General features: G+C 39.1%; 12 protein-coding genes. 5 read left to right on the top strand and 7 right to left on the bottom strand.

Features of this window, described 5'->3' with window-relative positions:
- Positions 1-218: 218 nt before the first annotated feature.
- Together BT1A1_RS16430 and BT1A1_RS16435 are read right to left on the bottom strand one after the other, a co-directional pair.
- Positions 219-1,406: an acetyl-CoA C-acetyltransferase gene (locus tag BT1A1_RS16430; protein WP_034773273.1), complete on the bottom strand. Its 1,188-nt coding sequence runs from the start codon at positions 1,404-1,406 to the stop codon at positions 219-221.
- Positions 1,407-1,820: 414 nt separating this feature from the next.
- Positions 1,821-3,935, bottom strand: a complete 2,115-nt coding sequence (locus BT1A1_RS16435; protein ID WP_034773275.1) for a (Fe-S)-binding protein — start codon at positions 3,933-3,935, stop codon at positions 1,821-1,823.
- 371 nt (positions 3,936-4,306) lie between these two features.
- Here BT1A1_RS16435 and BT1A1_RS18290 point away from each other — a divergent pair, with 371 nt between their 5' ends.
- The 3 genes from BT1A1_RS18290 to BT1A1_RS17565 all read left to right on the top strand — a co-directional run bounded on the left by BT1A1_RS18290 (position 4,307) and on the right by BT1A1_RS17565 (position 5,399).
- Complete coding sequence (locus BT1A1_RS18290) at positions 4,307-4,663, top strand: hypothetical protein (protein WP_034773277.1); 357 nt, start codon at positions 4,307-4,309, stop codon at positions 4,661-4,663.
- Positions 4,591-4,824 (top strand): phospholipase D-like domain-containing protein, encoded by a 234-nt coding sequence (locus BT1A1_RS18295; RefSeq protein ID WP_231553356.1) that lies wholly within the window; start codon positions 4,591-4,593, stop codon positions 4,822-4,824. Before BT1A1_RS18290 ends, BT1A1_RS18295 begins: the two co-directional genes overlap by 73 nt.
- Before the next feature lie 107 nt (positions 4,825-4,931).
- A complete protein-coding gene (locus tag BT1A1_RS17565) occupies positions 4,932-5,399 on the top strand; it encodes a hypothetical protein (protein ID WP_051989204.1) in 468 nt (155 codons plus the stop codon).
- 120 nt (positions 5,400-5,519) lie between these two features.
- Here the strand turns inward: BT1A1_RS17565 and argS are convergent, their stop codons facing one another.
- Positions 5,520-7,193 carry an arginine--tRNA ligase gene (gene argS, locus BT1A1_RS16450; protein WP_034773279.1) on the bottom strand — a complete coding sequence of 558 codons (1,674 nt, stop codon included), beginning with the start codon at positions 7,191-7,193 and terminating at the stop codon, positions 5,520-5,522.
- On the bottom strand, positions 7,190-7,636 hold the full coding sequence (locus tag BT1A1_RS16455) for a YwiB family protein (protein ID WP_034773281.1): 447 nt from the start codon (positions 7,634-7,636) through the stop codon (positions 7,190-7,192). Before BT1A1_RS16455 ends, argS begins: the two co-directional genes overlap by 4 nt.
- A 282-nt stretch (positions 7,637-7,918) precedes the next feature.
- On the opposite strand from BT1A1_RS16455, the gene BT1A1_RS16460 reads away from it, so the two are divergent.
- Entirely contained in the window at positions 7,919-9,988 is a 2,070-nt protein-coding gene (locus BT1A1_RS16460) for a transglycosylase domain-containing protein (RefSeq protein WP_034773283.1), read from the top strand.
- Positions 9,989-10,213: 225 nt separating this feature from the next.
- On the opposite strand, the gene BT1A1_RS16465 is transcribed toward BT1A1_RS16460, so the two are convergent.
- Both BT1A1_RS16465 and BT1A1_RS16470 read right to left on the bottom strand, forming a co-directional pair.
- Positions 10,214-10,732, bottom strand: a complete 519-nt coding sequence (locus tag BT1A1_RS16465) for a YwhD family protein (protein WP_034773287.1) — start codon at positions 10,730-10,732, stop codon at positions 10,214-10,216.
- A gap of 94 nt (positions 10,733-10,826) precedes the next feature.
- Positions 10,827-11,480, bottom strand: a complete 654-nt coding sequence (locus BT1A1_RS16470; RefSeq protein WP_034773290.1) for a site-2 protease family protein — start codon at positions 11,478-11,480, stop codon at positions 10,827-10,829.
- A gap of 147 nt (positions 11,481-11,627) precedes the next feature.
- On the opposite strand from BT1A1_RS16470, the gene BT1A1_RS16475 reads away from it, so the two are divergent.
- Positions 11,628-11,813 carry a 2-hydroxymuconate tautomerase gene (locus BT1A1_RS16475; protein WP_034773292.1) on the top strand — a complete coding sequence of 62 codons (186 nt, stop codon included), beginning with the start codon at positions 11,628-11,630 and terminating at the stop codon, positions 11,811-11,813.
- A gap of 97 nt (positions 11,814-11,910) precedes the next feature.
- On the opposite strand, the gene BT1A1_RS16480 is transcribed toward BT1A1_RS16475, so the two are convergent.
- Positions 11,911-12,432: a YwgA family protein gene (locus tag BT1A1_RS16480; RefSeq protein ID WP_034773294.1), complete on the bottom strand. Its 522-nt coding sequence runs from the start codon at positions 12,430-12,432 to the stop codon at positions 11,911-11,913.
- Positions 12,433-12,442 lie beyond the last annotated feature (10 nt).

The following is a 12,442-nucleotide window of genomic DNA, read 5'->3' on the forward strand; positions in this document are numbered from 1 at the left end:
CTACCTCCCGTTGAAAAATTTTTCTATATTAAGTCCCATTTGGTATTTAAATCCACCGGCAATATCGCTCATTGTTACCGGTTGGCTTTCAAAATATGAAATTTCGATTTCGATAATGAATGGTCATATGCCACTAGTATTTGATAAAACCCAACTGTCAGCATGTTTTAGAAATGACTCGTGCCTCGATGTTCGTTTTTAAAATAGCACCCTTCCACTTATTGTTTCGGGACTTCAATTAAAATAGCATCCCCTTGACCGCCGCCGGAACAAATAGCTGCTATTCCAAGGCCACCGCCTCTTCTTCTCAATTCATAGGCTAATGTTAAAATAATTCTCGCCCCGCTTGCTCCGATTGGATGTCCTAAAGCAACGGCACCGCCATTTACATTCACCTTTTCCAAATCCAATCCGGCAATTTGTGCGGACGCAAGTGTAACCGCTGAAAATGCCTCATTAATTTCAAACAGATCAATGTCTTTCGCAGTTTTACCGACTTTTTCCAACAATAGATTAATAACCAGTCCTGGAGTCTTCGGGAAATCTTTTGCCTCTACCGCTACCGTCGCATTGGCAAGAATTTTTGCCAGCGGTTTTTTCCCTTGTTTTTCCGCTTTTTCTTCACTCATTAAAACTAATGCACAAGCACCATCGTTAACCCCCGGTGCATTTCCTGCGGTGATGGTTCCATTTTTATCAAAGGCAGGTTTGAGATTGGCTAATTTTTCTAATGACGTATCTTTCCTTGGTGCTTCATCTGTTGATACAACAATCGGCTGCCCCTTCCTCTGCATAATTTCAACCGGAACAATTTCTTCTTGAAGCGTTCCGGACTCGATTGCGGCACATGCCCGCTCATGACTGCGTAATGCCCATTGATCCTGTGCTTCCCGGGTCAGTCCCAATTCCTCGGCAGTACTGTTTCCGTATGTTCCCATATGAACACCGGTAAAACTGCAGGTGAGACCGTCATAAATCATTAAGTCGATAAGCTGTCCATGGCCCATCCGGTAACCGGTTCTTGCCTTTGGTAAAATATACGGGGCATTGGACATCGATTCCATTCCACCGGCAACAATTGTCTCTTTTTCGCCGGCACGAATAAGCAAATCAGCCAAAGCAACACTTCTCATCCCTGAAGCACAAACTTTATTAATCGTCTCTGTACTTGTTTGCCACGGGATATTGGCGTTCCGTGCTGCCTGCCTTGATGGTAATTGACCTTGACCGCCTTGTAAAACCGTACCAAGTAAAACATGTTCCACTTCTTCCGGTTGAACGTTTGCTCTTTCTAGCGCCCCTTTAATGGCTACTCCGCCCAATTCCGTTGCGGATAAACCGCTTAAACTGCCGTTTAATTTCCCAAACGGTGTTCTTGCCCCTTCTAAAATAACCGTTTTTCCCATAAAAATCCCCCTTATAAAATATAAGTATCTTAAAAACTATGTATATAGTTTTTTTAATACGTTAAGAAAGTATAAATTTCCAGCAAAGAAGCGAATTCGACGTAGTTGGAAATTTTAAGAATTAAGTATAAGTGCTCTTGCGGCTTTGCCATCGCCTAAAGGCTCGGACGCCCGAGTTTTCTTTAAAATTGAACAAATTTCCTTTCTACCCAGCTTCTTGTACTTCTAAAACAATTCCAAAGCCCGTTCACCCCTATTGTTAACGGTTACAAAATTATGCAGATGATAGAAAAGCTCTTGAAACACATTGACTGAACGCTCGCTCGATGATGTATCTAAAGGTAGAGGGGAAATCTAATCCATCCCCTCCACTATCTATTAATATAATAAATTTATTTTTTGCTCATGACAAATTTACGAAACTAATTCTTTTCTTTCACCGCAAACGGCTTTTTCCAATATTTCAGCCACATCGTATGTTTTTACGGTTTCTTCTACTTCTTTTGCCTTCGTTCCGTCTGATAACATTGTTAAGCAATACGGGCAGCCGGAACTGATAATATTCGGATTTACTTTTAACGCTTGTTCGGTTCTGGCAACATTAATCCGATGACCGGTATCTTCTTCCGTCCACATGAGACCACCGCCTGCACCACAGCACATGCCTGTTTCACGGTTTCTTTCCATTTCCACCAATTTCACCCCTTTGATGGCTTTCAAAATTTCCCGCGGCGGATCATACACTTCATTGTAACGACCGAGATAACATGAGTCATGGAAGGTAATCGTTTCATTAACTTCATAAATTGGTTTTAATTTTCCTTTTTTCACGAGATCAAACAAAATTTCGGTATGGTGGTAAACTTCAGCTTTTAAACCAAAGTCCGGATACTCATTTTTAAAAATATTGTATGCGTGCGGGTCAATCGTGATAATTTTCTTTACATCATTTTTCTCAAATTCCTCAATATTTTTTGTTGCCAGTTCTTGGAAGAGAAATTCGTTACCGAGACGACGAGCCGTATCCCCGGAATTTCTTTCTTTATTTCCTAAAATCGCAAATTTCACGCCTGCTTCATTTAGCAATCTGGCAAAGGATAGGGCAATTTTTTGGCTTCGGTTATCATAGGACCCCATGGAACCAACCCAGAATAAGTATTCGAATTCTTCCCCTTTTTTCTTCAGTTCTTTTACCGTTGGGATTTCCACATCATCACGAAGGTCACGCCAATTTTCCCGATCTTTCTTGTTCAAGCCCCACGGATTGCCTTGTTTTTCAATATTTTGAATGGCACGCTGGGCATCAGGTTTCATTTTTCCTTCCGTTAAAACAAGATAACGACGAAGGTCAATAATTTTATCCACATGTTCATTCATAACCGGACATTGATCTTCACAGTTCCGACAAGTTGTACAAGCCCAAATTTCTTCTTCGGTAATAATATCACCGATTAAATTTTTATCATAAATTGATGTTGCTGCCGATTCTTGTGCCCCGAGGCCTCTTGCTTGCAGGGCCAATTGATTGCCTACTGAATTCGAAAATAGGAATCCGGGTACCCAAGGTGTTTTCGATGTGACGGCCGCTCCATAATTGGTCAAATGGTCACGCATTTTTACAATTAAGTCCATCGGCGACAACATTTTCCCCGTACCAGTTGCCGGGCACATATTGGTACAGCGCCCGCACTCAACGCATGCATATAGATCCACCAATTCGTATTGGGTGAAATCCGTTATTTTCCCGGCACCAAAGGATTCTTGTGTTTCATCTTCAAAATCAATCGGCCGGAGTTTACCGGGATTCTCTAACCGATTTAAGAACACGTTAGCCGGACCTGCAATTAAGTGCGCATGCTTGGATTGCGGTACATAAACTAAGAATGTTAGTAAAACGAGTAAGTGAATCCACCAAGCTATGTAAAATACAACAATACTTGCTGTTTTACCAATCCAAGAAAATCCAGTAGCAATTAATGAAGCTATCGGTTCTGTCCAAGTAGGTTCATGGCCGTGCCAAATTTGCGCCATTCCGTTTCCGACTAAAACGGATATCATCAAACTTCCAATAAATATAAGAACGAGTCCGTTTTTTAGACCGCGTTTCAAACGAACCAGTTTCTCAATATACCGCCGATAAAATGCCCAAACAACCGCAACTAAAATAATGAATGTAACAATTTCTTGGAAGAAGGTGAATCCCGGATACAATGGTCCAAAAGGCAAGTGGACGCCGGGAATTAACCCCTTCGCAATGAAATCGATGGCACCAAATTGGACAAGAATGAATCCATAGAAAAACATGACATGAATGGCACCACTTTTTTTATCTTTCAGCAATTTCTTTTGACCAAATACATAAACCCATATTTTCTGAAAGCGTTCTTTAAATTTACGGTCAAATTCTTCTTTTTTCCCTAATTTAATATAGGAGAGTCTTGTTTTTATGAGATAGATAAATAAATATACCCCGTAAGCGATTACAGCAATTGTTGCAATCCAGTTAACCGCCAGCAATGATTGGCTCATTATGTTTCCCCCTTTTTCGTAATCCCAATCCCCATGATGATTTTTTTAAACAACAGTCCTTATTCACTTACTTCTATTATATAATGAATGAGCATTCAGTCAATAATTTTGTTTGTTTTTTTAAAAAATTATTTATACGAACTGCTATGTAATTGACTTGTTAAGGACCAAAAAAGGTTTTTTGAAGATTTTACACAAAAAATAGTATGATTTTTATTTATAATACCACAATTCTTTTAGTTTTGGCATTTGTTTTTTAGGAAAACTTCTTAAGGCTCACCCTTGATTGTATAACCTAATGCGGTTTGGGGAAACTATCCTTTTAGTTCAAAAGTTCAATTTAAATTGTTCGTTACGGGAGGGTGCCCCCCTTGCATATAATCTTTCTGTTTTTTATCATTCCTTTCCTAGTGATTGTTTTGCTTTTTGTTGACTTTTATTTTGGAAGGAAGCAACACTTACAGAATATGCATATATACCAATTTCCAATACGCCACAGTAATATTGATATTTTTATCAATGGGACAGAGCTTTTTAGACAAATGGTTCAAGATATGAAAACAGCCCGGCATCATATTCATGTACTGTTTTATATTTTTCGTGATGACCCGTTTGGCAGCCTTGTTCTCGATTTTATCACGCCAAAGTTTTTATTATTGATGATGATATTTGTTCAATCGGGACAGCAAATTTTGATAAAAGAAGTTTTTATTATAATTATGAAATGAACAGCGTTTTTTACGATCGAGAATTGGTTTTGCGCATGTTGGAAATTGCTGAAATTGATTTATCGAAATCAACCCCGCTTCATTTTCGAAAACTCGAAAGGCAAAAATTTCATGTTGTGTTAAAAGAATGGATTGCCTTTGTTCTTTCACCTTTGTTGTAAACAGCCCTTATTACTTGAAGCGGAATCCATAAAATACATCTGTAATTTTTGCTGAAAATAGTAACTCTATTTGGTATAATTATTAAAAACTGCTGGGAGATGGTGTCGTGGAAGAACTCTTGAATCAAATTTTACACGAGGTAAAAGAAATTAAGCAGGGACAAGTCCGACTCGAAACAAGGATGGACAAGCTTGAGCAAAACCAAGAACAGTTAGTTTTAAGAATGGACAAACTTGAATCCCGGATGGACAAGCTTGAATCCCGAATGGACAAGCTTGAATCCCGAATGGACAAGCTTGAATCCCGAATGGACAAGCTTGAATCCCGAATGGATAAGCTTGAACATAATCAGGAACAGTTGGCAATGAATATGAATAAGCTGGGAACCCGGATGGGCAATCTCGAAAAAAATCAAAGTGAACTTGAAGTTAAAATTAACAATCTCGGTACAGAACTTCGGAGTAACTTTAGTTATACGAACAGCAAACTGGATGAACATCGACAAGTGTTTAATATTGTCTCCGAAAAGTTTAAAAAAGTAGAGATGGACATTGACGCAATCATGAGTAGATAATCAAATAATCCAATGTTATTTCTATTCAAAGGGCTCGCCCTTGTTTTTTTTGAAAAAAAGAAGTGAAACCACATCCGGTCCCACTCCTTCAAGTTTTTTGGTATAGTCATTTTTGCTCCATCACATTTTCTCCGGTGCATGAACACCAATTAAAGTTAGAGCGTTTTTCAACGTTAACTGAACGGCCTTTACTAGGGCTAACCGAGCTTTCGTCTGTTCCAAGTTATCCTGATCAAGTACCTTTACTGCATTGTAAAAACTATGGAAGGTCGACGCCAAGTCATGAATATAATTCGTAACTCGATGTGGTGCCCGCTTTTCCGCAGCCTCAATAATGACTTGCGGGAACTCTCCTAATTTTTTTAGTACATCATATTCCTTTTCTTCAGTAATCAGTGATAAGTCTATGTTATCCGCACTGAACGAGATTCCCATTTCTTCACTTTGACGTAAAATACTGCAAATCCGAGCATGCGCATATTGAACATAATAAACCGGATTTTCATTCGATTGGGATACGGCTAAGTCCAAATCAAAATCAAGATGCGTATCCGAGCTTCTCATGGCAAAAAAGTAACGGGTTGCGTCCAAGCCGACTTCTTCCACAAGCTCCCGCATCGTGACTGCTTTTCCGGTTCTTTTACTCATTTTCATTTTTTCGCCGTTTTTATATAATTGCACCATTTGAATAATTTCTACTTCCAATGCATTACGGTCGAATCCAAGTGCTTCCATGGCTGCTTTCATCCGCGGAATATAGCCATGATGGTCGGCTCCCCAAATATTAATCACTTTAGAAAAGCCTCGTTCAAATTTATCTTTATGGTAAGCAAGGTCAGGGGTAAAATAGGTATAACTTCCGTCCGATTTCCTTAATACACGGTCTTTATCATCGCCCAGTGCCTCGGTTTTCAGCCAAATGGCACCATCCTTTTCGTAAATCTGCCCTTTTTCTTGCAAAGCCTTTAAAGCCTCGTCAATTTTTCCGTTTTTATACAAAGAAGTTTCACTGTACCAAACATCGAATTTCACACGGAAATCTTCCAAGTCCTTTTTCAACTTCTCCATTTCTTTATTCAAAGCATAGGTCCTGAAAAATTCATAACGTTCTTCTTCAGGGGCATGGACAAATTTGTCACCATATTCGTTGGCAAGACTTTTCCCGATTTCAATGATATCTTGACCGTGGTATCCGTCAGCCGGCATTTCCTTTTCTAATCCGAGTGCCTGGAAATAGCGGGCTTCAACGGACAATGCCAAGTTATGGATTTGATTCCCTGCATCATTAATGTAATATTCTCGAGTCACATCGTATCCTGCAGCAGCTAAAATATTGCATAACGAATCACCGACAGCCGCTCCCCGCGCATGCCCGAGATGGAGGTCACCGGTCGGATTAGCCGAAACAAATTCTACTTGAATTTTCTCACCTTTACCAAAATCGGACTTCCCATAATTTTCCCCTTCATGAATAATGGTCGGGATCAATTGCGTTAAATAATGATTGTCCATAAAAAAGTTAATAAATCCGGGACCGGCAATATCAATTTTTTGAACCGATACATTTTCCTTATTCACATGATGGATGATTTCCTCTGCAATCTGCCGCGGAGCTTTTTTGGCAATCCGTGCTAACTGCATGGCAATATTTGTTGAATAATCACCATGTGCCTTTTCCTTTGGTTTTTCAAGAATGATAGCAGGTAATTGGTTTTCTTCGGCTAATCCCGCCCGGAGAACAGCATGTTTGATTTCTTCCTTCAGATTTTGTTGAACCTGCGATACGATGCTCATAATCCTTTTTCCTCCTTAAATGTAAATTGAAGTTGATATGTACCCACTTCAATTTGTTCAATAAAAAAATGATAATTTATGTTCATCTTTCCTTGTTTCATTTGTTCATCCCAATCATATTCAAGGTCTTTTGTACTTGTTTCAACTTTAAACGTACCGATATTTGTTTTATATGAACCTTTCATGACTTCATTTTCTTTAAAAAAGAGTCTCATGTTCAAAGTCCCTGTTCGTAATATTTGTATCTCAGGGACTTTGCCATCGATATATTTGACAATCGTATGCGTTTTTCCATTTTCCCAAACTTCATCATAAATGTAATAAGAGGTCGCATTTCTTTTATAATAATGACCAAATACAATAAATTCAAAATCCTCATGATGACCATCTCGATTGATATGTATATCCAATGTAATTTTCACTGGTGTTCCAGATGTTTTCACATTTCCACATCCTTAACCGGAGCCGACATACCGGTAATCTGTCCTCATCCGTTACTACTTCACAATAATATTTTATCTGTTTTACTGCATGAATTCAATCTCAACAATTATAATGACAGAGGCTTTATCCGGTATGTATGCAACCCTATTCGTTTGGCTCTGCAAATTTTCCCATTCTATTATGATCGGTTTTTGAAAAATCAGGTTTAAAGTATAAAAGGAATTTCCATAATAATAACAGGGTATTGTGCAAGATTCTAGTGTTAAAGGGGGGTTAAATTATTGGAACTGAAAACAAACCCGTATTTCCGCAAAACAGTGAAATATATTCATCTATTATTATTGATCGGTGCATGTTCGGTTATCATCGGGTTTTTCACAATTTTTACGACATATATGATTGCAAAACTGTCAGGTCCTCCACCGATTGAAATCCCCCAGTCTACCATTTATTATGCGGAGGACGGGACCGTTATCGGTGAATCGCATAACGGACAAAAGCGATATTGGGTAAATCTTGATGAAATCTCACCTGACTTAATTAACGCAACATTGGCGATTGAAGATCAACGCTTTTATTCCCATATTGGATTTGACCCAAAGCGGATTGCCGGCGCTTTAATTGCCGATTTCAAAGCAATGGCAAAAGTACAAGGGGCTAGTACCATCTCACAGCAATATGCCCGCAATTTGTTTTTAAGTCATGAAAAAACTTTGGTGCGAAAAATAAAAGAAGCTTTTTATACAATTCGTTTAGAAGCGAATTACTCAAAAAAAGAAATTTTAGAAGGCTATTTAAATACAATTTATTATGGTCACGGGACTTACGGAATTGAGGCTGCCAGTCGTTATTATTTTAATAAAAATGCCAAGGATTTGAACCTGCATGAAGCTGCCTTGTTGGCCGGGATTCCAAAAGGTCCGAATAGCTTTTCACCATTTATTTCCTATGACAAAGCAAAAGCAAGACAAGAACTCATTTTATCCGAGATGGCAAAACAAGGGTTCATTTCGAATGAAGAAGCACAAAAGGCAAAAAGCGCAAACATTGATTTTGCCGGAAATCTCGGTGATAAACAAGGAACGACGGCACCCTATTTTCAAGATGTTGTTAATACGCAATTAAAATCGAAAATTGGTTTAGATGAGCGAACCATTGAACTTGGCGGATTAAAAGTTTTTACAACCTTGGATTCGAAACTGCAAAAAGTTGTGGAGGAACAAGTAAAGAAGACGATACCGGAAAATTCATTAATTCAAACAGCGGTCGTCGTGATGGAACCGAAAACCGGGTATGTTCAAGCGCTTATCGGTGGCCGTGATTACCAGGAATCCAGCTTCAACCGGGCAACTCAAGCGATGAGACAGCCGGGCTCCACAATAAAACCGATTCTTTATTACGCCGCCCTGGAAAGAGGATTTACACCGGTATCCACGTTTCGCAGTGAATTAACGACATTTACTTCTGATGACGGCAGGGAGAAATATACACCGGAAAATTTCAATCACAAATATGCCGATGATGATATTACACTTATGCAAGCACTCGCTCTATCCGATAATGTTTATGCCGTTAAAACACATCTTTTCTTAGGAATGGAAACCTTAGTTGAAACAGCGAAAAAGTTTGGGATCGAATCGGACCTTGATGAAGTTCCGTCATTGGCATTGGGAACATCCAATGTCCGGCTTATTGAAATGGCCAATGCCTATAGCTTACTTGCCAATGGAGGCAAAAGTGTCGAACCGGTGTTTATTACAAAAGTTGTGGATTCTAAAGGCAAGGTAATTTATGAGCAGGAAAAAGAAGCGGTTCAAGTACTGGATCCAGATATAACTTTTGTTATGAACCATATGTTGACCGGGATTTTTGATGAAAAACTGAATGGCTACACAAATGTAACCGGGCAAAGCATTCTCTCAAAAACAACGAAAACCTATGCCGGAAAATCCGGATCAACGAACATGGACAGTTGGATGATCGGTTTTACCCCGAAATTAGTAACCGCCGTCTGGACCGGTTATGATCAAGGGAAATCGATTAATCGAACGGATGAAAGGCAATTTGCTAAAAATATTTGGGTTGACATAATGGAAAATGCTCTGGAGGGTAAGCCCGATCAAATATTCAAACCGACTCCGGGAGTCATCGGGGTAAATATCAATCCGGAAACCGGCCTTCTTGCAACGAAGGATTGCCCAGTAAAGCGGTATACGTATTTTATCAAAGGAACTGAACCGACCGAATATTGTTCGGAACCGAAAGCAAATTCCTCGGATGACGAACAACCGTTGACAAAGGATCCGGAAAAGTCACTGTGGTACCGGAAATGGTTTAAGTGGATTGACTGACTTTCCTGATTTATTTAGGACGGATGTACGGGAAGTCAATTATTCATATCCGGGGTCAACTAGTTAATTTCGCATTTCATCCCATCTTAACGGGCAAGTAAGACCCCACCTCAAGATTCTGAGTTTAAAAAGAAGGTAGGTGGGGGATAAAAAAAACTCCATTAATGGAAGTTTCATTTTATACGAAAAACTCCTTACCACTTATTGCCGGCAAGGAGTTTTTCATTAATCCAAACAACCGAGGTCCTTTTTCAACTTGTCACTGGAACGTTCCCAAAGTCCGCCTTCTTGTTGTTTTAAAAATTCCGCTAAAACACGTTTTGACGGTTCATCCATATGATCCACAATCACATGCCCTTTCATTGATTTATCCATGCGATTCACATGTTCAGGTAATGATTTGTAGCCACGGCGAATCGATCGGTCGACAATTAATTCACAAGCAGCAACGCCATAATAATACGGACCTTCTTCATTCCTTTCAATCGTTACCCAGACGAGCCAATACGGTTTCCCGTTTGGCACTACCTCTTTCTCTTTAAAAAATTTTATTCCTTTTTCCACTTTACTTTTTGCATGCATGGCACCGATATCAACAAAAGCCGTTTTTTCCTCTACATCGACAAAAACAGGGGTAACATTTTCCAAATTCAAAACACCGGTACCGAATCCTTTATGCCCATCAGTCGGATCATTTTTAATGATATTGAATTGGACTGTTTTCTTTTCTTTATTTTCTTCCAACGCAAACCCTCCCCTTTCATTTCGTACAATGGATAAAAACAGTAGCCATGGTGATTTATTTCTCCGGCTGAACATCTAATAGTGATTAAAAATTTTAAAAGAATCCACCTACAAAATCAAGGATTCCGTAAAAAATATTTGGGATAATTTTTTGTAGCACCGGTCCGATCGTTATATTATATAGCGGATCGACAACAATCAAGACTAAAAAGATTAACATTCCATACATTTCAAACTGAGACAATTTCGCCCGCGTACCTGGTGAAACAACGTCTTGAATAATTCGATAACCGTCAAGTGGCGGGAGCGGAAGCAGATTAAAAACAAACAAAACTACATTTAAATACGTAAACCAATAACACAGTTCATAGAGAAACTTTCCCCCGGTTCCCTCCAATCCGAATCCTATCGTCAGTGCCAAGAGAAGTCCGCCAATAAAAGCAAGCAATAAGTTACTTAACGGACCGGCAAGGGAAACAAGGACACCTGCCAGTCTCGGCTTTTTAAAATGGAACCGATTGACCGGAACCGGCCTTGCCCAACCAAAACCGGCAATCAACAACACGATAGTACCGATCGGATCCAAATGGGACGCCGGATTCAACGTCAGCCTGCCTTGATTTTTTGCCGTCGGGTCACCAAATTTATAAGCAACAAAGGCATGGGCATATTCATGCACTGTAAACGCAATAATCAACGTAATGATAATATAGGGCAAAACATTTAGAGGAAAGGCTAAAAAACTCATAAATTCGCTCCTTTTTTTGATCTTTTAAACTTTATTTTACCATCTAATGGCACAGAACACACTTTTTAAACTTTTATGCACATTTTCTTTTCTTGATATACAAGATATAATAAATAGGTAGTATTCACATAGTTGGAGGAATGCAAAATGCCGTATGTTACAGTCAAAATGTTAGAAGGTCGTACAGACGAACAAAAGAAAGCGTTAGTTGATAAAGTAACCGAAGCTGTCGTAGAAACAACCGGTGCCAGTGTTGATAAAGTTGTTGTCTTTATTGAAGAAATGAAGAAAAATCATTATGCGGTAGCGGGAAAACTTGAAAGTGAAAAATAAATTAGTTCTTTAACGAAACAGGGAGGGACATAGCAAATCGTCCTCCCTGTTTCGTTTATACAAATAGTGCCTGACGTTTATCATCCGGGTGAACAACTTACTCCATTTGTTGGTTATTTACCATTGATTTTAATGATTCGATATATTGAAAGGCTTCATCAATCTCTTCTTTTGTGTACCTTTGTTTGCTTTTCACTTGGCTGATTTTTTTATAAATATCTTCCCGTGGTAGGGCATCAAAATAAAGAACGGTCGAGACCAGCTCTAAAAACCTCGAACTTTTCTTGTTCATATCATTTATACATTCGTCCAATGTCGATGGCAGTTTTTGCTCAAATAACTCAAGAAACTCCCCGCCATTTTTTGTCAGTTGATAACGGTACTGAAAATAACCGCCCTTTTTTTCCTTTACTTCATCAAGAAAGCCCATATTAACGAGTTCTTCCACTTGTAATGTCAATTCCTCTGAATACGGTCCATAAAAGTGAAAGTCGAACTTTTCTTGATATGGAAAGGATAGTCTTTTGGCTATGTAAATCATTTTTTGCAATTTCTTGCGCCCGACTACCTCTTTTGCCGTCCGGATGGCATGGAGTATTTTGGCATGTTCAAAAAGCATTCATTTCATC

Source organism: Caldibacillus thermoamylovorans, assembly GCF_000751775.1.
GTDB classification, from domain to species: Bacteria; Bacillota; Bacilli; order Bacillales; family Caldibacillaceae; genus Caldifermentibacillus; species Caldifermentibacillus hisashii.

Coding starts and splice junctions, on each gene's coding strand:
- BT1A1_RS16430 (WP_034773273.1), bottom strand. CDS start 1,406: ATGGGAAAAACGGTTATTTTAGAAGGGGCAAGAACACCGTTTGGGAAA.
- BT1A1_RS16480 (WP_034773294.1), bottom strand. CDS start 12,432: ATGCTTTTTGAACATGCCAAAATACTCCATGCCATCCGGACGGCAAAA.
- BT1A1_RS16435 (WP_034773275.1), bottom strand. CDS start 3,935: ATGAGCCAATCATTGCTGGCGGTTAACTGGATTGCAACAATTGCTGTA.
- argS (WP_034773279.1), bottom strand. CDS start 7,193: ATGAGCATCGTATCGCAGGTTCAACAAAATCTGAAGGAAGAAATCAAA.
- BT1A1_RS16470 (WP_034773290.1), bottom strand. CDS start 11,480: ATGAGTTTTTTAGCCTTTCCTCTAAATGTTTTGCCCTATATTATCATT.
- BT1A1_RS16475 (WP_034773292.1), top strand. CDS start 11,628: ATGCCGTATGTTACAGTCAAAATGTTAGAAGGTCGTACAGACGAACAA.